We start from the raw sequence: 23,783 nt of genomic DNA on the forward strand, positions 1-23,783 counted from the left end.
TATGTAAGGAGCGATCAACCTCATGATTGATATCAATCACATTTACATCAAACAGATCGGCGAAACCTTTTGTCTCACTTGGGAAGGGACAAGTCATGTCCGTTTACTCTTAAATGGTGTACCTTGCATCATCAAAGATACGAATACCTATCAAACCGACACACTACCTTTATTTGAGCCTCAGTCGTTCGAACTGATCGATTCCGATTCAAAAACACGTATCGTCACTGCTCTCGTTTCAAGTACGGATGATTTGTTCTGGAACCGTAAAATGACCGTCCTGATTCAACAAAATCATACTGTCCGGCTGTTATGGGGCGAAATTCCAGAAGTATCACATTATACTGTCTTTCAAGATGGACATCGCTTAGGTGACACAACGGCTTCCGAATGGACCAGCACGATTAATCCTGAACAGTTTACACGGTTCGAAATCCGAGTGCTCCGTCCCATTTCAAGAAAATCGGTACCGTTCGCACGGATAATCGAGACGTTTGCCCGCGTTACGAATTTGGTAAAACAAGAACCGGACCGGGAACGAGAGCATGAACAATACGTGCTTTATTACTCTTTGTATCCGGCACCTACTCCGCATCTGAAATTTTCTACTTTTCGGTTACGTGTGCTGACGTTCATTGCTCCTCCGATTCTCGTGAACCCGAATCCATTTTCTCCGCATCGTTATTTCGAAGGAGACGCGCGACAGTATTCGCCTTTTTCAAACGAATATCGAACCTTTACAGAAGTCATCACCTTTAATGAGGGGTCCTCTCATGAACTAATAAAACAGGCAAATCCGACTCGGTCTTTTGATGCACGTCATCAGTTATATCGAGAGGATATCGCTTCGACACAGCAAGTCTACTTGTCAGATCAATCACTAACTCGATATACGCTCCACCACTCAGTAGGTAATCCACTCGTCGTCTCACCTAATATCGACTATGAAATTAACGTATCACATCAATCAAATCTTTGGCGTATCGCCGGAATCCATCTTCAATCACCACATCATGAAGTGTACTTAGATGAAGGAGATGATTGTTTCGAAACCATCCACCAAGCCCATGATTTAGGCTTAAGTTTCCTTGGTGACCCGTTGCCCAGTTGTCACTGGCTGCATATGACGAATCAATGAACAAAAAGGAAGCCGCGACCAATTCGTCGCGGCTTTTCCTATTTAGTCATGAAATCGAGCACGTGTCTCCGGAGACGGGAGTGCGCACTCTTGTTTTTGCCCAAACCAGCGATGGCGATTGCTCGCAACGAGATCATAGACGCGATCGCGGAGTGAACGTGGAACAATGCGAAGTACACTCAAGAGACGCCATCCTCCTTGTAAATGACGGGCAATCCGTAACGCTGCGTTCGATTTGATATAAGGTACACCCCGGTCAATCACGACGACACTGTCGATGGATTCGGGGAGATGATGACGCCGGATGAGTTCTTGTCCTGTCTCCCCTTGTAACGAAGCAAAATCATGGTATCCTTGGTCTCGTTTTAAGATGAACTGGACGCTTGCGTCACAGAGATTACATTCTCCATCAAATAAGACGATTGCTTTCATGATTGATTCATCCTTCCTAATCCGTATAACGAATCATTTCGTACACTTTCTCTTTACCACACTTTAGGCAAAAACATGCATTTAATTAGTATGTTAAATACTGATAACGCTTTCTTTACATACCTCGCTTACGCTATACTGTTTCTGTAAACATTTGGATGATAAAATAACTCATCTAGCGTTTTAAATGCATCTTTACTTAAAGGAGAATACATATGACGACACGACCGATTGCCATCGTAACCGGAGCCAGTCAGACGCGTGATATTGGTGCTGCTATTTGCCGTCAGCTCGCTACGGCTGGTCATGATCTGGTCTTTACTTATTTTAAAGCAACAGCGGATTGGCCAGCTAGTTTTTCGACTGAACTTCAGGACCAAGGTGCACGCGTTCTTGCGATTGAGCTCGATTTAAGTCAAGCAGATGCTGCTGACGAATTATTCGCGCAAGTAAAGGACTTCGGAACACCAAGTGTTCTCATCAATAATGCTGCTCATTCAACGATGACGGATTGGCAGACGCTTGACGCGAAAAGCCTCGACCAACACTATGCGGTCAATCTCCGTGCGCCACTATTGCTTGCAACACGGTTTACGAACCGATTCGTTGAGGCGAACCTGACGTCCGGACGCATCATTCAATTGACGTCCGGTCAGGATCTCGGTCCGATGCCAGACGAAATTGCTTATGCTACAACAAAAGGTGCCTTATCGACCTTTACGAAAACATACGCTGCAGCCGTTGCACCGCTTGGTATCACCGTTAATGCCGTCAATCCAGGTCCGACTGACTCGACGTGGATGGATGAGGCAACACGGACAGCGCTTAAAACTAGTTTTCCGTTCGGACGAATTGGTGCTCCTGAAGATGTCGCGCGATTGATTCAATTTCTCGTCAGTCCAGATGGTAGCTGGGTGACTGGACAGATCGTTCATTCCGAAGGTGGCTTTCAACGCTAAACATCAGGATTTAGACAATAATGACCCCTGACTACTTCGATCGGGGGTCATTCCGTTATCGAAAGACGGGTCCAGTTTCTATCAAAAAGTCGTTCCAAGCCGTTTGATGCAAGTCACTATAAAGTTGTGGCATCTGCTCTCTTTCAAAAAAAGCAACGTCTAGTGATTCATCGGGATCAATCGTCAGCTGTCCACCGTTGATGTGGCAAACGAAAAAGTGAACGATCGGTTGAGCGACGTCCCCCGTCGGATAAACCTCTTCATATTTCGAGTAGACCCCACTCAGACGTTCAATTGTGACATGAAATCCGGTCTCTTCAAAAATCTCACGCTGCGCAGCTTCTACGAGTGATTCTCCAAGTTCAAGCGCTCCACCCGGAAATCCCCATGCTTTCTGTTCACGTCGTTTTTGCAGGATAATGCGTCCTTCATCATCTAAGACGATCCCACCGGAAAAGTTTAACATCACTTTTTCCTGACCGACCTTACTGCGGAGAAAACGAATGTAGTCCATCTGTCGCCTCCAACTGTTTGAATTGTTTTAGCCAGTCAATCAATTGCTCAATCATCATGTCCGACACGGTGTGATTGATTGCAGTAAAAATACGTAATTCGATTGCTTGATGAAAACCTGCTTGAATAGCTGACTCAAAATAAGTCTGTTGAATGGGTAACGGTATGATCTCATCAGCATCTCCGTGTAGGAGCAACCGCGGACGTTTATCCATTACTTCAATCGGATCAAGCATCCATGGCGCCACTCCTTGAAGTGGCGGTCGACCGTCTCGTTTTCGGAATTGACGTTCGGCTTCAAGATAAGCGCCGCCACCATTGATTGCAACGAGGGCTTTGATTGGGTAACGTGCCAAGATTCCATGCGCAATGAAGCCACCCATCGACACACCGATGACGATCACATCTGAAGCATTCCAACCTGACTGCTTAATGATTTCTGCCGCTTCCGTAATCGATTGCTCAACGACCGACCAAAAATAGGTCGTTGTAACGTCCGGCTCAAATGGATTGTCGAGTGGCTCTCGCTGGTCGTGTCGAATGAGTTCAGGAATGAAGACATCGTATCCTTCCTCAGCGAGTTGCTCAGCAAACGCCAGATAGGAAACAGCTGTCCCACCCCAACCATGATAGAGTAGGATCGCTCCCGTTGGTTGAGAAGCTCGAACGATATGGACACGAAAATCAAGCTTCATTTCTTTTCTCCTCTTTCATGCGGACGATCGTCTGTGCGAAGTCATCTTCCGGTAATCGTCGACCGTCCTTAAGGAAAGGTTTCCAGTACGGACGAATCTTAAAAAGTGAGATCGTATCACGATAAACCGTTCGTCGGACAATCTGTTTCGTCGTCAACGGTAATCCGTCCTCACTTTCGACCTGAATGCCACAGATCTGACCACCAATCGATTTTCCGTTCAACAGTTTTAATTGTGCGATTTCCGCCAAGAAACTAACAGTCGGTTGCGTGACGACGGAATGGACGACTTCTGATTTCACACGTCGTAAGACTGTCTTTTCGATGACGACAGAAAGTCCGAGATAAACAGCTTGGTTGATGATGTATGCGCCAATTCTTCGTTTTGTCATTGAATGCATGAATGACCCTCCTTATACGTTAAAATAAACGACTGCGCCGAGTGCACTGACGGCAACCAAATAAAAGACGATTGCAAGTCGTTTATTCGCGGCAGAGATATCTTTTCTGACGAGGATTTTACTATACCGAAACGTCAAAAATGCGAACACGAGCAATGCTACGATTACTAATGGTTCCATTTGATCCCCTCTTTTCTCTCTTATTTTACATGATATCCGTTCTTAAATTGTTATATTTTACAAGTAAAGTAGTATGTGATTGTTCCATACATAATCGATCTTATTTTGAAATGAGGTTTTAACTTTGAAGACTGCAACTACTTGTTGTCTCGTCGCGTCTAAAACACCTGGTTATCTCACTCGGGAACTCCCGTCACTCGGCATTCATGACGTTCACATTCGCACGCTTGCTGGTGCCGTCAGTATTGGCGCCGAGCTCCCGCAATGGCTTGAACAAGACATGACGATAACCGACTATCACTATCCGCTCGAGACTGGCTATGAGAGTTACGGCGAAGTGCTAGCTATTGGTGACTCGGTCCAAATCGTCAAGCCCGGTGATCGTGTCATTAGCTTTTACGGACATCAAGATCATGCAATCGTACCTGAATCGAAGGTCATTCCCGTTCCTGCCCACGTCTCGCCACGTGAAGCCTTGCTACTAATTCTGTCTTGTGACGCGGCAAAAGGCGTCCGAAAACTTACATTGACGCCCGACTCCAGTGTCTTAGTTTCCGGAATGGGTACGATTGGTTTACTCGCGGTACACTACTTACGGCATTACGTTAACGTTCGTCAGATTGATATCATCGAGCCGATCGCCTCCCGAGCTGAGTTAGCGCGTCAATTAGGTGCACGTTTTGTCACACCGGATTCAGACATGTATGACGTCGCCATCGAATGTTCCGGACGTCAAGCCGCTTTTGCCGAGCTTCAGTCTGCTGTCCGCCCTCATGGTGAAATCTGTGTTTTATCGGACGGCAACCGGGAAGCCTTGACGTTGACTCCTGCGTTTCATGCGAAAGAACTCCAAATCGTTGCATCCAGTGACGGCTGGGACTACCGTCAGCATGCAGACTGGCTTTTTGCAGACGAGCGTCACGCAACCTTACCCGATTTATTCGAACAGGAGACAACGTTTAGCAATCTCGCAAATTGTTTCACTTCCTTGATGCAATCAACGGAACTACCGATCAAAGTATTCGTCGATTATGAGCAGACGAGTTGAACACCGTTCGGATCCGTCCCTACTAATGACGCGTCAGAGAAGACTGCTTCTTGCAAGACGGTCTTCTCCCCGCGAACAGTTTGAATGTGCGGAATCGGTCTGTCAAACAGCTTCACTAGATCTTTTTCTAATCCTTCGCGTGGCGTCGATAGGACGAGTCGCACGAGTTCCGTTCCGTCAGCATCTGCAATCGCATCGTCGTGCGTTTGCAACTCAATTCGCAATCCGTACGGCGTCTGCAAGAACGTACGTCGTTCATTCGCTTGAACTGTAAACGATAATGTTTCTGCGCGGTCGAGAATCGTTTGTAAGTCATCCGACTGAATCAAAAACCCGATATGGTCGAAACGTACCGTCTTTCCGAATCCAATCGTTACGTTGACCGCCCCCCGCTTCATTTCAATGATTCGAAACAGGATGTGATCCGTTCGAAAGTCGTCCCATGTCAGTGGCGGATTAAATGTATTAAATTCTCCTTCTTTTTTCCCGATGCGCTGGGAAACGTGAAATCCACGTGCCGTATACCAGGCTTCTGTTTCCTCCAAATGTGGTGTCCAAATATGATAATGAAATAGCATTTACATACACTCCTTTCGATTATTCCAATCGTTCCATGTCATCACTTCAACTTGGTTCGATTCGTTCAAATACTGTCGTAATAATGGGAGATGTGCTGCACCATACAGACAAACGATCCGTTCGGTCGTCTGAGCGAGTTTTAGTAGACGAGTGACAATCTTTTGATTACGAACATGCCAATAGCGTTCGATCCAGATTCGACCACTCTTGAGTCGTTCGATTTCTTCATAAACTGTAGCTGACGCTGTAATCGTCTGTTCAGCGTGTAATAGATCGAGCCAATCAGAAAACGATAACTGCTCCATCGCTTGTTGCAACTGATGCGTCCGCTTCGTCTCAGTAGCGACGATCGTCTCGAACTCTTCTGGATGAAGCGCACTAATCTCCCCTAAATCCGGGACGCCTTTGACAGATTCATTCCAGTCCACTCCGTGTAGATGCGCTAGTCCTGCCATTCGTGCCAAGCGAAAACCAATTTGTTGCCGTTCATTATTGGTTAAATCACTCTCGTGTTGATATGTTTCATATGTATGTTGCACGTCATCCATCCGTTCAGGTGCCGTTTCAAGCGCAACGCATGTTGGTCGAAATGTGTTCAATCGAGTAACGACTTCTTTGATTTCACGTTGCCGTCGTTTTGACGTAACATCAAAAATCGTCGGACGAATCATATCTCCATTCGCTGGTCGATCGAGATGGAATAGACCAATCAGTAAAACCTGAGGTTTCATTCACACCCCTCCTTTTCCTGATTTTACCTTATCCACTTCTGCTATTGCGACAATTACTTATCGTGAATTTAATCAAACGATCTTACGTTAAAGGATCAACACCATTTACTGTATACATGCGAATTAACAGGTAAACAGCTTAATATATGGTATTATTATACAAATTTATATAAGGAGGCTCTCATGAAAAAAATACTTGTCATCTTTTCAATCGGATTTTTCTTTGTATTGATTGGGTGTAGTCAGGCTAGTACAGAAGAAAACGGTAGCTACGCCATGATTGTCATCGTTAATCACAAAGAATATTGTGGAACAGAAGAAAAATTAGATGCATCAAAACAACAAGGTGGAGAGATTAGTAAAATACTTAAGAAAACAAAAGCGTCTGAAATGCCCTAAGAGAACAGTCAATCGAATTCTTTTCCGGTCGGATCCATCATCTATTCTGTTAAAGGAACAGAAGATTTTATTATTGTAAAAGATCTCGATGATAAAAAGTGGCTTTTACAAAAGGTACGGGATATTGAAAAATAGTTGAATTGACTTAAATTTGTGAGTCATTATCAAACAATTTGTATTTTTAACTAGAAAACACAGGAACGACTTGCTTATGAGGCGTATAGTTGTAACCTTTTTCTCATCGCTTTAACTAGCACTCTAAAATAAACGCTACCATACAAAAAGTGGACAGATTACGTCTGTCCACTCGAGTCATCCTGTTAAGCTAGATTTGACTAGTAAAATTTTTCCGCTTTCCTCGGCATCGATAAAAGAGACCGCTCTAACATCCAACTTAATTTCACGTCCGAACAGCAAATACAGTCGCTCCATCAGAAGTTGTTCGTCTGCATCATTGAACCTCTCCGCGTCAGGCACATAGTAGATCGAGACACTGTCCGGTGTCTCCTGCACGTACTGAATCCGTTCAATGCTATTGGGTAAATGTTTAACGAGACTAGACAATTGCGCTTCAAAAATCTTTTGTCCATCCGGTTTTTGGACGAACGCGCGTCCCCTTCCATCAATCGAATCGATGATCGGTCCCGGGTGACCACAGGAGCAGGTACGCTGACTGAGCGTCATCCGATCCCCGACCCGGTATCGAATGAGTGGTGTCCCATGTGTATCAAAACTCGTCACGAGAATCTCCCCGTCTACATCCAGTTCAATGATTCCCATCTCATGATGCAAATGTTTTTGCCCAAACCGACATTCCGAGACGATTGGTGCACCTTCAGACGATGCATATTGATCAAAAACTGGTCCGTGAAACATTTCTTCGATGACTTGACGCTCCTCCGTCTCGATTCGTTCAGCCGTCGGAAAGATCGCAATCGGTTGACAGGTTAAGCGAATTCCTTCTCGTTTCGCAAACCGGGCAAGTTCAATCATCGCAGATGGAAGACCATCCATTGTTTCTGGTTGAAAACGCTCAATCGCTTCTAAATACGCTGCCATCGTCCGTGGAGACAATCTTTTCACCGTAAATAAGAGTTGATTCGATGCTCGATTCATTCGCCAATACACATCCGTCTGTTGCCGCTTTGGTACTAAATCTTGCGCTGTAAAACTTACACGACGCATCCCACGTCGCACTCCATGCGTCGCCTTGAAATAATCGAGATGTGCCATGCGAATTTGCATATCCGGTACGGTGTAGCGCACTTGCAGTGACATGCCAGTTGTTCCACCCGTTTTTCCGATAATCGGTGCAGGGATGTCCGTTCGAATTTCCTCCATCCGCGTTCGTAATATTTCTTTTGATAACACAGGGATATTTTTGAGTTCTAATAAATCTTTTAAAGGTAAGGTAATGTCATTTGAAATGAGAAGATGGTTGTAATAAGGGCTGTGCTCAGCACAGAAGCGAAGGAAGTCATTCAAACGATCAAGTTGGTCTGCTTCGACGTCAATCGTCATATGCTCTCGCTTGAGGAGCGTCTGAAGTCGTTCTTGATAGACCGGTCCATAACGTTCGCGATGCAATTGATACCCATAGAGGGTTGTGAAGAGGTCTTGGAGAAATAGAGGAGAGCGATTGTAGATCTGCTCTTTGATACCCATGTCATCACGTCCTTTCACAAGGGAGGTAACGGTTTCGATGATTCTACGATAGCGTATGTACCTGACAGGAAAATGACAAAAAGAGGGAAACTGTCTATCTGACAAATTGAGGTCGTCTCGGACAGGTTAATTGAACATCACACCACTATACTGAAGTCAAGGAGGTGAGAAGATGTGGCTCGAATCGATTCAACGTGTCATTGATCATATCGAAAATCATTTAGAAGATCCGCTTGATCTCAACGTGTTGACGAAAGTGGCTCAAATGCAGCCTTATCCTTTACAACGGACATTTTCGTTTCTTGCGATGATGACGTTGCCGGAATATATCCGGGGACGACGGCTAACACTTGCTGCACAACAGTTGATTCAAACGGACGAAAAAATCATTGATCTCGCCCTACGATTTGGTTATGAGACGCCTGAAGCTTTCTCAAAAGCCTTTAAACGACAACATGGCTGTTCTCCAACGTTGATGCGAAGCGAGCGCCGTCCGATTCACGCCTATAACCGCCTGAGTATTCAGGTGACATTGAAAGGAATGGAGCAAATGAACTATCAACTCATCGAACGACCTGCTTTACAAATTTCCGGCTGGCGGAAAAACTTCCCGACGAAAGATGGTGCCCAACAACAGTTGATTCCATTATTTTGGAATGACGTGAACCATTCTGGTCAAGACGCTACCTTATTCAAACAAAACGATGGTCAGATTGAAGGTGTGATTGGTGTTTGCTCCAACTTTACGGAAGAATCGATGGATTATTGGATTGCGACGACAACTAAGGAAGTACTATCTGGTCAGGAAACGATGACGATTCCAGCGAGTCTTTGGGCAACGTTCCCAGTCGTCGGTCCGATGCCGCATGCCATTCAAGAGATGTGGCATCGGATCTATCAAGAATGGCTCCCCTCACATGGATATGATCCCCTTCCTCATGCCGAACTCGAAGTCTATTCGTCAGGCGATCCGTCTGCATCTGATTATCAATCGGCTATCTGGATTCCGGTGCGTCCACGAGACTAAGTTCTTTCCAACACTAAAAGGCGAGGTCAGCGCTGACCTCGCCTTTATCAAGTTATTCATCAGACGTACTGTTGTTTGATCAATAACGTTTTTCCGCTGATTTCTTTCGGAATTTCGGATACTGCTCGCATGACGACATTTAATTGTCCGTCAAACAATCGATCTAAGATGAAAAATAGTTTTTTCTCATGTTCTGTTTCAAAACACCGCTCATCCGGTACATATAAAAGAATGACCTCATCTTGCGTCTCTTGAATATATTGTACGCGTTCGATACAGTTCGGGAACGCCCGAACGATGCCAGCGAGTTCGCCTTCAAAAACACGATGTCCGTTTCTTAACTGAATGAAGCTTCGCCCGCGTCCGTCGATTGAAGCAATAATTGGTCCTTGGTGACCGCACGGACATGTTTCTTGACTCATTGTCATACGATCGCCGACGCGGTATCGGACAAGCGGCGTCCCATGTGTATCAAAACTCGTGACGAGAATTTCCCCATCTTCATCGCGTTCAATGATTCCCATCTCATAATGGAGATGTTTTTTTCCATACGGACATTCTGCGACAATCGGTGCCCCTTCTGACGACGCATACTGATCATAGATGGGTGCATGAAAGACGTCTTCGACGAGTGCTCGTTCTTCTGCCGTCATCATCTCTGCCGTTGGAAAAATCGCTTTCGGACGAAACGTACAGGTCATGCCATACTTTTTAGCATATCGCGCCACTTCAATCATTCCTGAAGGCAATCCGTCAATCGATTCTGGCTGAAACCGATTGAGTTGTTCGATGTATGCAGCAGCCGTTTTCGGATTGATGTTCTTAATCGAAAACAACATCTGATTGATGACTTTGTTCGTCCGCCAATAAACGGGTGCCTTTTGCTGAGGTGACGCTAGTGTTTGACCTGTAAAACTCGCACGACGCATCCCTTGATCGACTCCATGGGTCCACTTGAAAAAGTCGAGATGTGCCATCCGGATTTGCATATCTTCTTTCGTGTAATGGACTTGAATCGACTTTCCTGTCGTCCCGCCTGTTTTTCCGAGAATCGGCGCGTGAACTCGAGCATGGACGGCTTCGTTCTGCTGTCGTAAGAGTTCCTTAGTCAATGGTGGAATCTGTTTTAGTTCGTCGATTGACCGTAAGGGAAGATTCAAAGAGATTGAAGAAAATAATTCTTCATAATATGGACTATACGTTTGGCAAAAGGAGAGGAAGTCGTTCAATCGCAGCAACTGTTCTGCTTGTACGTCATTTGACTGCCCAATCTTCTGCTTCAGCTCTTGTAACCGTTGCTGGTACGTTGCACCGTAACGTTCGTGGAACAGACGACGTCCTTGTAACGTTGTCAACAAGTTTTGAATGAAGATCGGTGAATGAAAGTAGATTGATTCTTTGAGCTGCATGATGTCACTCCTTCCATAGTTTGACCACCTTTTACTGATACTTTCATCTTATTTCCAGTCGTCGCCCATCTCAATTAGTTCTTCGTGAATAAACTTAGCTTTTATTTTCATGGCGATTTATTTTTATGAACTTCGATTCACAAACATCTTCTCATTCGTATTCTAAATTACAACTTTATCTCTATTTATTAATCACACAAAAAATCTGGACAACGAAGTGTCTACTTACTTCGTTGTCCAGATTTTTTGTGTGATTACAATTCATAACCTAGATGTTTGCCTTTCAAGCACTCTCATTCCATAAGTCCGCAATTTAATGGATTCAAGCACGATCATCATCTGTTGCTCATCCAATCGCTCAATCAGCTCGATGATCGTAATCGTTGTCCGACCGTTATAGAGCTGAACAAGTAAGTTAGCAATGACGTCTTTACTCGCGTCTAAAAATCGTTCTGCTAGAAATTCACGATCAAAAAACTCACCGCTGTCCGGGAAAAAATAGTCTGAGAAGCGCTCTAGTATTTGTGGATGTGCAGTGGCAAGATACAGCATTGAAAGCATTGCCGAATCCTGTCGTTGTCTTGGTTTCAAGCGTCTCCACAACAGATCGAATCGTCGCTCATGTCCATCTTGCATGAATTGTATCGTCTGCATGGTTGAAGCCCCCTCTTTTTAATCCATTTCCTCATTTTGTCTTCATATATCTCTATTCCCTATTCCATTCAACTGAATCGTCATGGTCTCGCGATTGAATCAACTTAATTGAGGGTACATTACAACAGATAATGAGAGAGGAGTTTTCACCCATGTCAACGCGTTTAGCTTTAGCCGGAGCTACTGGATACATCGGTCACAATTTACTGAATGAATTAAAGAAAAAATATGACGTCATTGCCCTTTCACGAAATGGTGATGATAAAGACAATGAAGAACGCGTCGAGTGGCGATCGTGCGATCTTTTTTCCCTTGACAATACGATTGATGGTATGAAAGGTGCAGACATCGCTGTTTATCTCGTACATTCGATGATGCCTTCAGCTAAATTGACGCAAGGATCGTTTGAAAATATGGACTTACTGTTAGCCGATAACTTTGCTCGTGCTGCAAAAGAAAATGGTATCCGACAAATCATCTATTTGAGTGGTATTATCCCCGAGGAGACAGAAGATCTATCCCGTCACTTAAAAAGTCGCCTCGAAGTCGAACGCGTTCTCGGTGCTTACGGGACACCAGTGACGACGATTCGTGCCGCATTGATCGTTGGTCCAAAAGGCTCATCGTTCCCGATCTTATCAAAACTCGTTAAACGACTACCGATCATGGCATTGCCACGATGGACGCGCAATAAGACGCACCCTGTTGCTTTACCCGACGTCATTCATGCGCTCGGTGAAAGTGTCGACCGTGATGACGTCAAAGATCGCGCAATCGATATCGGTGGACCGGAAGCGATGACCTATAAAGAGATGATTCTTAAAACAGCAGATATCATGGGGAAACGTCAACCGACGATCGACATACCTTTGCTGACCGTTAAATTGTCTCGTCTGTGGGTCACACTCGTATCTGGCGAACCGAAGGAAACCGTCTATCCACTCGTCGAAAGCATGGTGCATGAGATGGTCGCCGATCCAGAAAAAATGGTTCCAGGTATCAGTGATGGGAAAATCACATTTGAACAGTCGGTTCGAGATGCGTTAAAAGAAGAAGAGGAACAACAAGGCTCTTCGTCCTCCTCTTCTTCAAAACCAGACGTCCTTGACGTTCGTTCAGTGCAACGTGTCCTTCTCCCGAAGGAGCGCGATGCTGACTGGGCTGCCGACGATTATATGGACTGGTTGTCATCATTTGCGCGCCCCTTCCTATCATCATCCGTGAAGGATCAAGTCGTCGGAATCCATATTCCGTTTTACGAACAACCCCTTCTTGAACTGACGAAGGAGCCGGTCCACGATCGGCAAATGGCGACGTACCGGATTACCGGTGGCCTGTTCGCAAAAGTTGCACAAGATAGCCGTGGACGGATTGAATTCCGACAAATCCCAGGTACACAGGAATGTATCATCGCCATCCATGAGTTCGTTCCTGCGTTGCCATGGGTACTCTATAAGGCGACTCAGGCAAATGTTCATTTACTCGTCATGTACCTCTTTAAATTACACTTGTTACGTCGGGTTCACTCGACTGAACAAGAATCAACACATGCGGACGAAATCGTTCCGTCGACTTAATCAGCATCAACGATCCTCCCCTTGCCGGGCGGATCGTTTTTTTGTCGCTTCCAGAAGGATGACGAAACTGAAAAAATCGTGATACACTGAACGGTGACTGAAAGAAAGGGGTTTCATCGCATGCGCTCATTTGAGGAACGATTAACGAACCAGCTCGAGGCGACCGCTTCACTCGCCACATTGATTCAACCTTCAACGGATCAACTCCGTTTAGATAAATTAGATAAATTCGCCATGAAGTTACTGAAACGAGAGTTCACGATTGCGTTTGCCGGACATTTCTCGGCCGGAAAGTCGAGCATGATCAATGCTTTAACAGGTGAGTCCGTCTTACCAACGAGTCCGATTCCGACAAGTGCGAACATCGTGACACTTCAGCAAGGTGACGCCGATGAAGCGATCGTTCACTTTCATGAACGACCTTCTGTACGCTTAACAAACGAAGAACAACATGAACACCTTCAATCGCTTGGAAGAAGTGGCGATGTCCGGCAAATCGATTTGACGCATGCCGCGTCTGAGCTTCCATCTGGTCTCGTCTTGATGGATACTCCAGGGGTCGACTCGGTTGACGACGCCCACCGTGTATCAACGGAATCGGCATTACACTTAGCAGACATCTTGTTTTATGTCATGGACTACAACCATGTCCAATCGGAATTGAACTTCATGGTGACCGATGAATTACAATCCGCAGTACCTGAATTGTATTTAATCGTCAACCAAATCGATAAACATCGTGATGATGAACTATCCTTTGAGGCGTTCCGTCGCTCGGTCCATGCCTCATTCGCGGAGCACGGTGTTGTGCCAAAAGGCATCTTCTTTACGAGCTTACGGAACCCAGGTCATCCACACAACGACTTCACAGAAGTCGAACAACTGGTCAAAAAAAGCATTCGCGATGCTCAACCAAAATTATTGACTTCCGCTACCCTAACACTTGAAAGTCTTCATCAGGAGCATATGAGTTTTCTTACTCGCCTCGTCTCGGAAGCCGATGAGACAATGGCAGAGCAGTTAAATAATGCTGAACGAAACGATCCGACAACGGTGCAAGCAGCGTTAGCACATGTATCGCATCAATTAGAAGCGCGTCAACCAGACCGCTGGGTACAGACATTTTCTCTGCACCGAGATCAGCTCTTGAAAAACGCGACGTTGATGCCGTTTGAGTTACGTGAGAAGATGCGTCGTTTCCTCGAATCCCGTCAGCGTGATTTCAAGGTCGGACTATTCCGTAGTACGAAAAAAACGGAAGCGGCTCAAGCAGAGATTGCGCAAGACGTCATGCGTGCCTATCAGACGGTCACGGCGTCCGAAATTTCGCTCCACCTTCGTAACTTGATGAAACAATCATTACGCGAACTTGATCTCTTGCAGGATACACACATCGTGACGATCGATCAGTTATCACTTGATCCACCGCTTTCCGTACTCGAAAGTGCATTACCAACCGGCATTACGATTACAGGGGAATCGGTGCTTCAGTTTACGAATCGTGTTGTCGAGCAGACGCAGGCTTGGTTCGTCAAAGAGACGAACGCGTGGCGGGAACGCGTACGCCAAGAGTTAACGGTGGCTTTCCCGAAAGAACAAGCCGAACTATTGCAACAACAAACGCTCCTGCAGCAAAAGTGGGATAGTGTTCAGACCTGGCAACAGGCTACTGCGGCTCTCGCGCGCTATGAGAGTGGTGTTGTCAATCCGTCTGAAACGCAACTCGAACAAGCACGAACTCAAGTTTCTGTTTGGAAAGAACAATTGGTGCAGCAGGAAGCAGCGATCGTTTCCTTTACAGGTTTTGAGTCGGTGACAGAGGCAACTGCGTTTGAACTTGCAACGACGATGACCGAACAACAGCCTGTCCGTTATGCGCCAGAAGACGTAGCTCAAATTCGTCACTACTTGAATGGACTACAAGGGTTTGAAGAAGCCGTTGCTTATTTAAATGACAAACTAGACCGACTGACACATCAGTCATTCACGATCGCCTTATTTGGTGCCTTTAGTGCTGGGAAATCATCATTTTGTAATGCCTTGCTCGGAAATAAGGTACTTCCAGTCTCTCCGAATCCAACGACGGCTTCCATCAACCGGATTCATCCCGTTGATGACAAACACGCTCATGGTACTGCAGAAGTCACGTTCAAGTCGGAAGCTGCAATGGTTGAGGATTTAAATGAAGCGATGATGAACACGATGACGTTTGAGTCAACCAAACAAGCATACGAGACGCTCTTGCCACGTGCTGCCACGTTGACGGATCCATTCCTTCGCGCCTTCTTGAAGGGATTCCCTGACGTCCATGCCTTCATCGGAACCGTCCAGACCGTTGACGAGGAAGCATTTAGATCCTATGTCGCAAAAGAAGAGCGAAGCTGTTTCGTTGATGTCATCGATTTCTACTACGATAGTCCGTTAACACGACTCGGGGTCACGCTCGTCGATACACCAGGAGCCGATTCAATCAATGCTCGTCATACGGATGTTGCTTTTGATTACATCAAAAATGCCGATGCGATTTTATTCGTCACCTATTTTAATCATGCCTTCGCTCGGGCAGATCGTGAATTCTTGATTCAACTCGGTCGTGTTAAAGACGCGTTTGAACTCGATAAGATGTTCTTCCTCGTTAATGCGATCGATCTCGCTTCCTCAGACAGTGAACGTCAAGATGTCTTGAATTATGTCGCGACGGAACTCCAACGCTTCGGGATTCGGTCGCCGCGGCTTTACGGGGTCTCGAGTCTACAAGGACTCGCTGAAAAACAACAAGGACTAACCGAAGCGACATCCGGTTTACCTGTATTCGAGGAGGCATTCCATCACTTCTTAGCAGAAGACTTGACCGGACTCGCTAAAGTTTCCTTATCGGAGCAGACGGAAAAGACCGTCCAACGACTCGAACGGTTCATTGCTGCAACAGAAGCGAACCTCTTACGAAAAGAAGAACGATTGATTGAGCTGTCTGCGTTAGAACAACAAGTGACGGATCGGTTCCAAGAGAATCGCGCCGCTTTGATCGAGCCTGCGCTGAAAGCGGAAATCCACGAATTGTTGCACCATGTCGTACAGCGCATTTACTATCGTTTCCCTGACTTTTTCAAAGAAGCGTACAATCCAGTCCGCTTCGCACAAGCAGCTAAGGCGGCGGCACTACAAGATGCATTGACAGAATTATTAACGTTTCTTCGGTTTGATTTTGAACAGGAGCTACGGGTCACGCATTTCCGTATCGATCAATGGCTTGAAGCAGCGTTGATCCGTCGACAACAAGAAGAGCAACAACTCCTTGAACAATGGAACGAATCGTTCCAGCTCGCGCCAGTTACAGTATCTCCATTGGGCGAGATGACCTTCGATGGTCCCTTCCAGGATGCGACACCTTACGTCAGCGTAAAACGCCACTTCCGGAATGCAAAAGCCTTTTTCGAGAAAAACGAGAAGGAACAGCTTAAAGAGGAACTTGCGACGTTAACGAAACAGGATGCACTCACGTATACCGCTGTTCAAGAAGAACGATTGCTTGCAGTCGCAATGGCACATCTAGATGTTTCCTTGACGTCTCTTTCAGAGAATCTGTTACGCCAAGCACTTGAACAACTCGAGAGTGAACGCGCGACGTTACAGGAACAAGAGACGCTGACGCCTTATAAACAAGCAGCCGATCAGATCCGTCGTCAGACGCAACACGTCACATCATCCTAAATAGTTCAATCAATAAAGACCGAAGCGCGATGTGCTCCGGTCTTTTTGTTGTATTTTTCATCATCGAGCGGGAGTCGGCCAGTACGATTGAAAATAGTGAACGATGTATTGGTGGACGTGTCGGACGACGGGTCTCAAGTCTGTGCCAACAAGTCGATTTAATGAGACATCCCATAACATTGGCGGATCAAACGGGATAATCCTAACATCATCCGCATGATGGAAACGGAGAATCGGTTCCGGGAGGATCGAGATGACATCGAGTTCTTGAACCATCCCGATCAATAAGTCCCACGCCCCTGACATGAAGAAGATATTCGGTTCTTGCTGTACCTTTCGAAACTCTGAAAGTATTTGATGATGCAACATGAATCGGTCGTTCAAGATTACGAGTGGTTCGTCTCCGATGTCGAGATACGAAATAGCGGCTTTTGCTTGAAAAGGATGGTTCGGACGAACCGCCACGACAACCTCATCTTCAATCAATCGAAAACGTTCAATGCCGTATGATTCACCTGGTTCGATTAATACCGCTAAATCAAGTTCTTCGAGCAACAGCCGTCGCTTCAGTTCAAATGCTCCTTCTTCAATGATTTCAAGCTCAATTCCAGGATGTTCCGCCATGAACTTCGGAATCAACTGTGAAAACAAGACTGGTAAGATAACCGGTGGGATCCCAAGTCGGACTTTTCCTCGAACGACGCTTGATCGTTCACGTAGATGTCCCATTAACGCTTGATGTCGTGCTAGAACGATTTTCGCATCCTCATACAATTGACGTCCTGTTTCGGATAATCCTGTCAACCGTCCATGTTTACGAATGAACAGTTCAACTTGTTCGATCTGTTCGAAATCGCGTATCATCTGACTCAGCGCCGGTTGGGAAATCGACAAGTGCTTCGAGGCACGTGTTAAGTTATACCCGTGCTCGACAATCGTCGTAAAAAAGAGTAACTGTCGAATATCCATCTACATCTCCCCTTACTCATCGAACCAGCGATTTTTTTTGAAAAATAGAATCATGCCTAAAGCGAGAAGCGCCATTGCCCCTAATGTCACAAAATAACCATACCGAGTTGTTAGTTCTGGCATGTGCTCGAAGTTCATACCGTATATTCCGGCGATAAACGTCAGTGGCATGAAAATCGTCGTAAAAATCGTCAACGTCTTCATGATGCTATTCATTCGGTACGAGTTAAGGGAAATGAAATTATCTCGAAATTCAGACGTCATCAATCGGTTGTATTCAATCATTTCCGATAACTTCAGTAAGTGATCGTATAAATCGCGAAAGAATGCCTGCTTCTTCGGATGAATCGATAGTCGTTTTGATTCGATGACGCGATATAGTAAGTCCCGCATCGGCATGACAGTTCGCGAGATCCGCAGTAAACGGGCTCGTAGCTCAAAGATTTCTTCCATCAAGCGACGATCGTTGCCTCGCTTCCGGTAACGTTCCTCGAGCGTAAACAGTTCATCTTCTGTCGCATGAACAATCGGAAAATAACCGTCAACGATCTTATCCATGATTTTATGTACGAGATCGACCGTCTCTTGTTTGACGAGACGCTGACTATATTGCTCAAATACAACATCGATTTCTGGTGAAGGTTGCTCATGGTAGCTGACGAGATGTCGATCGCTTGCGAACAAATTGATTTCGCGATTCGTCAAGGTTCCCTCATCGAGCGCATGGAGAACAAAAAAACTATGGTCCGTATAATACTCGAGCTTCGGACGTTGTAAGTAGTGGAAACAATCTTCAACCGCCAGCGGATGGAAATCAAAAGCATCAATCAACATTTGTTTTTCAGTAGCTGTCGGTTGGTCGAAATCAACGAAATAACTTTTTATGCCCGGCTCTTGTGTCCGAAAGACGTCATCAGTCAAAATAAGCTCATCGTCGGCATTGATCAGAATACAACGAATCAACTTTTCCTCCTCCTTTTGCTATGTAAGCGTACTATATTTTTACGTATACAACAAAAAAGGATTCCAGAAACGGAATCCTTTTTCTTATGGACAATCAACCATGTTCAATATAAAAGCCACTCCAATAGACTTGACGATACGTAAACTCTTTCCCACTTTTTGTCGTCACAAGCATCTCATCTTCTGCCATGACAGCGATTTTAATTGGTACTTCTCCATGGTCCGTCAAATAGTTCAGAATCTCAAGATGCCGATTCAACCAAAGGCGACGGCGGAACCAACGAAAACGACTAAATGCTGCACTGAAGTGGAGTAAGGCGAGTGCTAAGATGATCAAAGCAAAAGGAAGTGGAATATCGAACAAAGCAATCAAATATACATCTGCGATGATCAGTGATAACGAGAGACCCATTTCCGTCATCTCCATGAAAGATGCTTTATAGGTCGCAAAGTAAGTCATCACGCGAAACAGGAAGATAATCGTGAGGTACGGTACGAAATACATTTGAAACACATGGTCCGTGCCGCTGTTGACGAACATGAGCAGTGGCAGGAAGAATAGCAATTTCCAGATTAGGATGGCGGAATAAAATAAAGTATGATCCGTGTAGCGTTTGCGTACGATGGCTTGACTCATATTCATTGCCTTCCCCTCCTTCATGATGGACCGTTTCAAAGTCGATGATGACAGGACATGATGCCTATAAGGGTATGTTTCCGAATTCAACTGTTTTTAATCATCTAAATCACAGTTTTAAAAAACTGTATGTTTAGTATACGTCAGGATCCGTCAAATGGTTCACTTTCCCCATCATTTCCCATCATTCGATGTGCTCCTAATTGTAAGCCTGCTCTTGCTAGTCGCCTTGAACTTCTACTGCTACAATATAAGATATTCCAATTGAACAGAATCGAGTTGAATTTTTCATGTACACCCATATTATCATCGGTGCCGGAATTCTCGGTGCCTCGACAGCGTATCACTTATCGAAGGCTGGTGAACGCGTCTTACTCGTCGATCGAAAGGAACCCGGTCGTGCCTCTCATGCTGCAGCAGGCATCATCTGTCCATGGATGACACAACGACGGAATAAGGCATGGTACAAATTAGCGAATAACGGTGCCCATTTTTATAAGACACTGATTCCGGAACTCGAAGCACTCGGTGAAACGAGTACAGGGTATCAACAAGTTGGAACGATTGCCCTGCATGAAACATCAAAAATCGAGAAGATGGAGACGATTGCACATAATCGTTTACCAGAAGCTCCTGCCATCGAACGCATCGAGCGACTCGACCAAGACCGCGTCAAAGCGCTCTTCCCGCTCGTCGAACAGATTGAAGATGCCTTGTTCGTTTCCGGTGGCGCTCGTGTTGACGGTCGTGCCTTATGTGCTGCTTTGATCCGTGGCGCTGTTGAGCATGGTGCAACCATAATGAACGGAGATGCGTCTCTTGTCATAGACAACGGGGTCGTTACAGGGATTGAAATCGACGACAAGCAATACACAGCTGATCAATTCATATTAACGGCCGGCGTCTGGTTAAACGACCTCCTTCGTCCGCTTGATCTTAAAATTGATTTACATCCGGAAAAGGGACAGATCCTTCAGCTCGACTTGACCGATTCGACATCTACGACTTGGCCCGTCATCATGGGTCAGCGCGGCTTGTATCTCGTCTCAATCCATGAAGGAAAACTGATTGTCGGTTCAACGCATGAAAAACAGATCGACTACGACTTGAAACCGACCGTCAAGGGGATGTACGCCTTATTGAATCGGGCTTTACCCGTCTTACCGAGTCTCGAAGAAACAACGATCGACGAACTTCGCATCGGCTTGCGCCCGTATACGAAAAATTCATTGCCCGTGATCGGTCCTCTTCAAGATCATCCGAATGTGTTTTTAGCGAACGGTCTTGGGGCATCCGGTTTGACGATCGGACCGTATCTCGGTAGCCAACTAGCGAAGCTTGCGAGCCACCAAACGCCTGATATTGAATGGTCGACTTATGAACCAACTTACGTACCAATCGAATCCTGACTACATGTCTCTGAAAGGAAGTACACCATTGTCTATGAAACCAGTCGTTTTTCTTGATTTATTCAATGCTTTAGATCTACGTGTCGGGACGATCCTTTCCATCTCAGACTACGCAGACGGAATGGTTCAGCTTGAACTACAATTCGACGGATTCACGCGTCGTTTTTCGCTTGCTTGGGAATCACTTCGCCCAGATGTCCATGAATTACTTGGAAAACAAGCAATCGCCGTGTTAAATATACCTGGTCATATCCCTGAAGAATCTGGTCGGTTACTTGAGATCGGGCGAGCGGAACAATGGATGCCGATTCTCGTCGTACCAGAACACCCGATTCCGGAAGGTGCTCGTGTCGAGTAATGCCAATTCAATTTTTGAAAAAACACTCCCTTATGTCACTTCTAAATGGAAGCTTACATATGGGAGTGTTTTACTTAGTAAAACATCAGTCTATTACATTTTTTCTAGATAGTGTACGCTGAATCGTTCATCGGCATCCATCCAGCAGTTGACCGGATGGAACCCACTTTGACGGGCAAGTATCTCAAACTCTTCTTTACTATATTTGTAGGAGTTTTCCGTATGGATCGTTTCTCCTTGTTTAAATGGAACCGTCACGTCGCCCACTTGTACGAGCTGGTCCAACTGACTCCGAAGGTGCATCTCAATACGTCCTTTTTCCTCATTATAGAACGCATGGTGTTCAAAACGAGTGATATCGAACGTTCCATCGAGCATCTGGTTCAAATGCGTCAACATATTCAAGTTAAACGCTGCCGTAACACCTGCTGCATCGTTATAGGCACGTTCAAGGACATCAGTCGATTTTTTCAGATCGACGCCAATCAAAAATCCATCGCCACTTTCGAGTATCCGCGACGAATGACGTAAAAAGCGCATCGCTTCCTCTGGCTCAAAGTTTCCGATCGTCGAACCTGGGAAAAAGATGACACGTTTTTGTGATTCCTCGACTGGTAAAGAAATTGATTGCGAGTAATCACCGCAAACGGCCTTGATGTGTAAAGCAGGATATCGTTCAGAGAGTTGGCGCGCGGACTCCATTAAAAAGTCTTTTGAGATATCGATGGGCATATAGGTATCGAGATGTGTGAATGTCTCCAGTAACATCTGGATTTTACGGCTACTCCCACTACCGTACTCAATTAACGTATGCACATCGCCAATACTGCGAGCGATTTCTGTTCGATAGTTTTCTAAAATAGCGATTTCCGTTCGTGTCGGATAATATTCCGGTTGATGCGTAATCTGTTCAAACAACTGAGATCCGATGTGATCATAAAAATATTTTGCTGGTAAGACCTTCTGCTCGCGCATCAGACCGTCGATGACCTCTAAGCGCATGTTTTGTTGCGGCGTATATAAATCGTAGCCAATGACTGTCTCTCGCATCACATGTCACCCGCCAATCGGAAGCCGCCAAATAACCAGCGTTTATCGGGTGGGAAGAAGTTACGATACGTCTCGCGAATATGATCATCCGGCGTCACGCAAGCACCACCACGTAATACCATCTGATTACACATGAACTTCGCGTTGTACTCGCCAAGTGCCCCTTCAAGCGGTTTGCTGCCAGGGTAAGAACTATACGGACTAGACGTCCATTCCCAGACGTTTCCGAACATACTCGCAAGCGTCGTCTCTGATTCTTCGACTGCTACGGGATGGAACGTTCCATTTCCCATCATATTTCGTTTTGTTACGGAATCGACTTGGCGAGAAGCCCATTCCCACTCCGCTTCTGTCGGCAACCGTTTCCCTTGGTAACGACTATAAGCGTCCGCTTCATAAAAGCTGACATGACAGACCGGTTCGTCAAGTCGAAGTGGTGCGACGCCATTCATCGTAAAGATCGTCCAATCCCCCGCTTCATCCTTCATCCAATATAAAGGTGCTTTCCAGCCTTCTTTTTGGACAGTCGCGTAGCCATCCGACAACCAATACTCCGATTTTTCATAACCACCTGCTTCAATGAACGCCAAATATTCCCCGTTTGTGACGGGACGCGTCGCTAATTCAAACGGATGAAGCCATGTTTTATGGCGCGGACTTTCGTTGTCAAATGCAAAACCGTCTCCTGTGTGACCAATCTCAACGAGTCCTTCCTCGAATGGAATAAAAGATGTTTCTTTAACCGCTGTTGCAGGTGCGTCTTTTGTCATCGTCTTTGACTGATAGGCAGGTAAAAGAGGATTTGTGAAAAAGTTATACTTCACGTCCGTCAAAATCAGTTCCTGATGCTGTTGTTCATGTTGGAGTCCCATCTCAACTAGCGCCTCCACTTTCTGTTGGTCTTCCGGTGTCCGTTCTTGCTTCAAGAACTCGACCATCTGTTCATCGACATATGCCCGGTAAGCGATGATGTCCTCGACCGTCGGACGCGATAACATCCCTCGTTGCTGTCGGGGTTGATAAGGACCGATTGAGTTGTAGTACGAGTTAAATAAATAATTGTATTTTGGATGGTAGACTTGATAACCTTCACTATATTCTTGTAAAATCATCCGTTCAAAAAACCATGTCGTATGTGCAATGTGCCACTTTGGTGGACTAACGTCCGAACTGGCTTGAATGACAAAATCTTCTGCTTCAAGCGGTTCAATCAAGGCAATCGTTTGATTCCGAACGGTGGCGAATTTTTCGATTAAGTACGATGTCGTTTCAAATAACAT

24 protein-coding genes are annotated in these 23,783 nt (G+C 45.6%); 9 read left to right on the forward strand and 15 right to left on the reverse strand.

Annotation, left to right across the window (positions count from 1 at the left end; translation table 11 throughout):
- The first annotated feature begins 22 nt into the window (after positions 1-22).
- A complete protein-coding gene (locus ADM98_RS10960) occupies positions 23-1,138 on the forward strand; it encodes a hypothetical protein (protein ID WP_053453540.1) in 1,116 nt (371 codons plus the stop codon).
- Between the two features lie 42 nt (positions 1,139-1,180).
- Here ADM98_RS10960 and ADM98_RS10965 read toward each other — a convergent pair whose 3' ends face one another.
- Positions 1,181-1,570: a thiol-disulfide oxidoreductase DCC family protein gene (locus ADM98_RS10965; RefSeq protein ID WP_053453541.1), complete on the reverse strand. Its 390-nt coding sequence runs from the start codon at positions 1,568-1,570 to the stop codon at positions 1,181-1,183.
- A gap of 209 nt (positions 1,571-1,779) precedes the next feature.
- Between ADM98_RS10965 and ADM98_RS10970 the strand changes: the two genes are divergently transcribed.
- Positions 1,780-2,529, forward strand: coding sequence for an SDR family oxidoreductase (locus ADM98_RS10970; protein ID WP_442855422.1), 750 nt, complete (start codon positions 1,780-1,782; stop codon positions 2,527-2,529).
- A gap of 55 nt (positions 2,530-2,584) precedes the next feature.
- Here the strand turns inward: ADM98_RS10970 and ADM98_RS10975 are convergent, their stop codons facing one another.
- Genes ADM98_RS10975 through ADM98_RS17390 form a run of 4 tightly spaced genes read right to left on the reverse strand, consistent with a single transcriptional unit; the run spans position 2,585 to position 4,317 of the window.
- Entirely contained in the window at positions 2,585-3,043 is a 459-nt protein-coding gene (locus ADM98_RS10975; protein ID WP_053453543.1) for an NUDIX hydrolase, read from the reverse strand.
- Positions 3,015-3,737: an alpha/beta hydrolase gene (locus tag ADM98_RS10980; protein ID WP_053453544.1), complete on the reverse strand. Its 723-nt coding sequence runs from the start codon at positions 3,735-3,737 to the stop codon at positions 3,015-3,017. The genes ADM98_RS10975 and ADM98_RS10980 overlap by 29 nt, the downstream gene beginning before the upstream one ends.
- Complete coding sequence (locus ADM98_RS10985) at positions 3,727-4,137, reverse strand: RDD family protein (RefSeq protein ID WP_053453545.1); 411 nt, start codon at positions 4,135-4,137, stop codon at positions 3,727-3,729. The genes ADM98_RS10980 and ADM98_RS10985 overlap by 11 nt, the downstream gene beginning before the upstream one ends.
- Before the next feature lie 12 nt (positions 4,138-4,149).
- The gene (locus tag ADM98_RS17390) at positions 4,150-4,317 is read right to left on the reverse strand and encodes a hypothetical protein (protein ID WP_160315943.1); all 168 of its coding nucleotides are present in this window, start codon (positions 4,315-4,317) and stop codon (positions 4,150-4,152) included.
- A gap of 124 nt (positions 4,318-4,441) precedes the next feature.
- On the opposite strand from ADM98_RS17390, the gene ADM98_RS10990 reads away from it, so the two are divergent.
- On the forward strand, positions 4,442-5,365 hold the full coding sequence (locus ADM98_RS10990; RefSeq protein WP_053453546.1) for a zinc-dependent alcohol dehydrogenase: 924 nt from the start codon (positions 4,442-4,444) through the stop codon (positions 5,363-5,365).
- Here ADM98_RS10990 and ADM98_RS10995 read toward each other — a convergent pair.
- Both ADM98_RS10995 and ADM98_RS11000 read right to left on the reverse strand, forming a co-directional pair.
- Positions 5,347-5,943 (reverse strand): glyoxalase/bleomycin resistance/dioxygenase family protein, encoded by a 597-nt coding sequence (locus tag ADM98_RS10995; protein ID WP_053453547.1) that lies wholly within the window; start codon positions 5,941-5,943, stop codon positions 5,347-5,349. The two genes, ADM98_RS10990 and ADM98_RS10995, sit on opposite strands and share 19 nt — an antisense overlap.
- The gene (locus tag ADM98_RS11000; RefSeq protein WP_053453548.1) at positions 5,944-6,675 is read right to left on the reverse strand and encodes a DUF5694 domain-containing protein; all 732 of its coding nucleotides are present in this window, start codon (positions 6,673-6,675) and stop codon (positions 5,944-5,946) included.
- 183 nt (positions 6,676-6,858) lie between these two features.
- On the opposite strand from ADM98_RS11000, the gene ADM98_RS11005 reads away from it, so the two are divergent.
- Positions 6,859-7,074 carry a hypothetical protein gene (locus ADM98_RS11005; protein WP_053453549.1) on the forward strand — a complete coding sequence of 72 codons (216 nt, stop codon included), beginning with the start codon at positions 6,859-6,861 and terminating at the stop codon, positions 7,072-7,074.
- Positions 7,075-7,386: 312 nt separating this feature from the next.
- Here the strand turns inward: ADM98_RS11005 and ADM98_RS11010 are convergent, their stop codons facing one another.
- Positions 7,387-8,739 (reverse strand): phenylacetate--CoA ligase family protein, encoded by a 1,353-nt coding sequence (locus ADM98_RS11010; protein WP_053453550.1) that lies wholly within the window; start codon positions 8,737-8,739, stop codon positions 7,387-7,389.
- 172 nt (positions 8,740-8,911) lie between these two features.
- Here ADM98_RS11010 and ADM98_RS11015 point away from each other — a divergent pair, with 172 nt between their 5' ends.
- Positions 8,912-9,766, forward strand: coding sequence for an AraC family transcriptional regulator (locus tag ADM98_RS11015; protein ID WP_053453551.1), 855 nt, complete (start codon positions 8,912-8,914; stop codon positions 9,764-9,766).
- A gap of 59 nt (positions 9,767-9,825) precedes the next feature.
- Here ADM98_RS11015 and ADM98_RS11020 read toward each other — a convergent pair whose 3' ends face one another.
- Complete coding sequence (locus ADM98_RS11020) at positions 9,826-11,175, reverse strand: phenylacetate--CoA ligase family protein (protein ID WP_053453552.1); 1,350 nt, start codon at positions 11,173-11,175, stop codon at positions 9,826-9,828.
- 261 nt (positions 11,176-11,436) lie between these two features.
- On the reverse strand, positions 11,437-11,829 hold the full coding sequence (locus ADM98_RS11025; protein WP_053453553.1) for a hypothetical protein: 393 nt from the start codon (positions 11,827-11,829) through the stop codon (positions 11,437-11,439).
- A gap of 152 nt (positions 11,830-11,981) precedes the next feature.
- Between ADM98_RS11025 and ADM98_RS11030 the strand changes: the two genes are divergently transcribed.
- Positions 11,982-13,406, forward strand: a complete 1,425-nt coding sequence (locus ADM98_RS11030; RefSeq protein WP_053453554.1) for an NAD(P)H-binding protein — start codon at positions 11,982-11,984, stop codon at positions 13,404-13,406.
- A gap of 120 nt (positions 13,407-13,526) precedes the next feature.
- A complete protein-coding gene (locus ADM98_RS11035) occupies positions 13,527-17,117 on the forward strand; it encodes a dynamin family protein (protein ID WP_053453555.1) in 3,591 nt (1,196 codons plus the stop codon).
- Positions 17,118-17,177: 60 nt separating this feature from the next.
- Here ADM98_RS11035 and ADM98_RS11040 read toward each other — a convergent pair whose 3' ends face one another.
- The 3 genes from ADM98_RS11040 to ADM98_RS11050 all read right to left on the reverse strand — a co-directional run bounded on the left by ADM98_RS11040 (position 17,178) and on the right by ADM98_RS11050 (position 19,692).
- A complete protein-coding gene (locus ADM98_RS11040) occupies positions 17,178-18,086 on the reverse strand; it encodes a LysR family transcriptional regulator (RefSeq protein ID WP_053453556.1) in 909 nt (302 codons plus the stop codon).
- Between the two features lie 12 nt (positions 18,087-18,098).
- Entirely contained in the window at positions 18,099-19,049 is a 951-nt protein-coding gene (gene corA / locus ADM98_RS11045) for a magnesium/cobalt transporter CorA (protein WP_053453557.1), read from the reverse strand.
- Positions 19,050-19,143: 94 nt separating this feature from the next.
- Positions 19,144-19,692, reverse strand: a complete 549-nt coding sequence (locus tag ADM98_RS11050; RefSeq protein ID WP_053453558.1) for a hypothetical protein — start codon at positions 19,690-19,692, stop codon at positions 19,144-19,146.
- Between the two features lie 284 nt (positions 19,693-19,976).
- Here ADM98_RS11050 and ADM98_RS11055 point away from each other — a divergent pair, with 284 nt between their 5' ends.
- The gene (locus ADM98_RS11055) at positions 19,977-21,095 is read left to right on the forward strand and encodes an NAD(P)/FAD-dependent oxidoreductase (RefSeq protein ID WP_053453559.1); all 1,119 of its coding nucleotides are present in this window, start codon (positions 19,977-19,979) and stop codon (positions 21,093-21,095) included.
- Positions 21,096-21,129: 34 nt separating this feature from the next.
- Positions 21,130-21,453, forward strand: coding sequence for a hypothetical protein (locus ADM98_RS11060; protein ID WP_053453560.1), 324 nt, complete (start codon positions 21,130-21,132; stop codon positions 21,451-21,453).
- 93 nt (positions 21,454-21,546) lie between these two features.
- Here the strand turns inward: ADM98_RS11060 and egtD are convergent, their stop codons facing one another.
- On the reverse strand, positions 21,547-22,503 hold the full coding sequence (egtD, locus tag ADM98_RS11065; protein WP_053453561.1) for an L-histidine N(alpha)-methyltransferase: 957 nt from the start codon (positions 22,501-22,503) through the stop codon (positions 21,547-21,549).
- Entirely contained in the window at positions 22,503-23,783 is a 1,281-nt protein-coding gene (egtB, locus tag ADM98_RS11070) for an ergothioneine biosynthesis protein EgtB (protein ID WP_053453562.1), read from the reverse strand. Before egtB ends, egtD begins: the two co-directional genes overlap by 1 nt.

The organism is Exiguobacterium sp. BMC-KP (assembly GCF_001275385.1).
GTDB lineage: Bacteria > Bacillota > Bacilli > Exiguobacteriales > Exiguobacteriaceae > Exiguobacterium_A.